At 51.9% G+C, this 842-nt stretch carries 1 protein-coding gene; it reads left to right on the top strand.

Translation table 11 applies throughout. The features are described from left to right. Positions 1 to 842 (top strand): LPS export ABC transporter permease LptG (gene lptG, locus ACTHS3_RS16025; protein WP_440368510.1); only part of this gene is annotated, 842 nt, incomplete at both ends.

Raw genomic sequence — 842 nt, 5'->3', positions numbered from 1 at the left:
GTCGGCGATCTTGGAAAAGGCAGCTATAACGGCGCAAAATTGGGGCAGTATGTTTTAATGCAGATGCCTGCGCGCGCGTATGAACTGATGCCGCTTGCCGTTTTGATCGGCGGCCTGATTTCCCACAGCCAACTGGCTTCCGGCAGCGAGCTGACCGTTATCAAAGCCAGCGGCATGAGCACCAAAAAGCTGCTGTTGATTTTGTCGCAGTTCGGTTTGATTTTCGCCATCGCCACCGCCGCGCTCGGCGAATGGATTGCCCCCGTCCTCAGCCAAAAAGCCGAAAACATCAAATCCGCCGCCATCAACGGCAAAATCAGTACCGGCAATACCGGCCTTTGGCTGAAAGAAAAAAACAGTATTATCAACGTGCGCGAAATGCTGCCCGACCATACGCTTTTGGGCATCAAAATTTGGCAGCGCAACGATAAAAACGAATTGACCCAAGCGGCGGAAGCCGAATCTGCCGTTTTGAATCCAGACGGTAGCTGGCAGTTAAAAAATATCCGCCGCAGCATATTGGGCGAAGATAAAGTCGAGGTCTCCACTGCCGCCGAAGAAAACTGGCCGATTTCCGTCAAACGCAACCTGATGGATGTATTGCTCGTCAAGCCCGATCAAATGTCTGTCGGCGAATTGACCACTTATATCGACCATCTGGAAAAAAACAACCAAAATACCCAAGTCTATGCCATCGTATGGTGGCGCAAGCTGGTGTATCCCGTTGCCGCATGGGTGATGGCGCTTGTTGCCTTCGCCTTTACTCCGCAAACCACGCGCCACGGCAATATGGGCTTGAAACTTTTTGGCGGTATTTGCCTCGGTTTGCTGTTCCACTTTGC

The organism is Neisseria sp. P0009.S007 (assembly GCF_051962515.1).
Note: the sequence above shows the minus strand (reverse complement) of the source record. Positions and strands in the feature narration are given on the sequence as shown.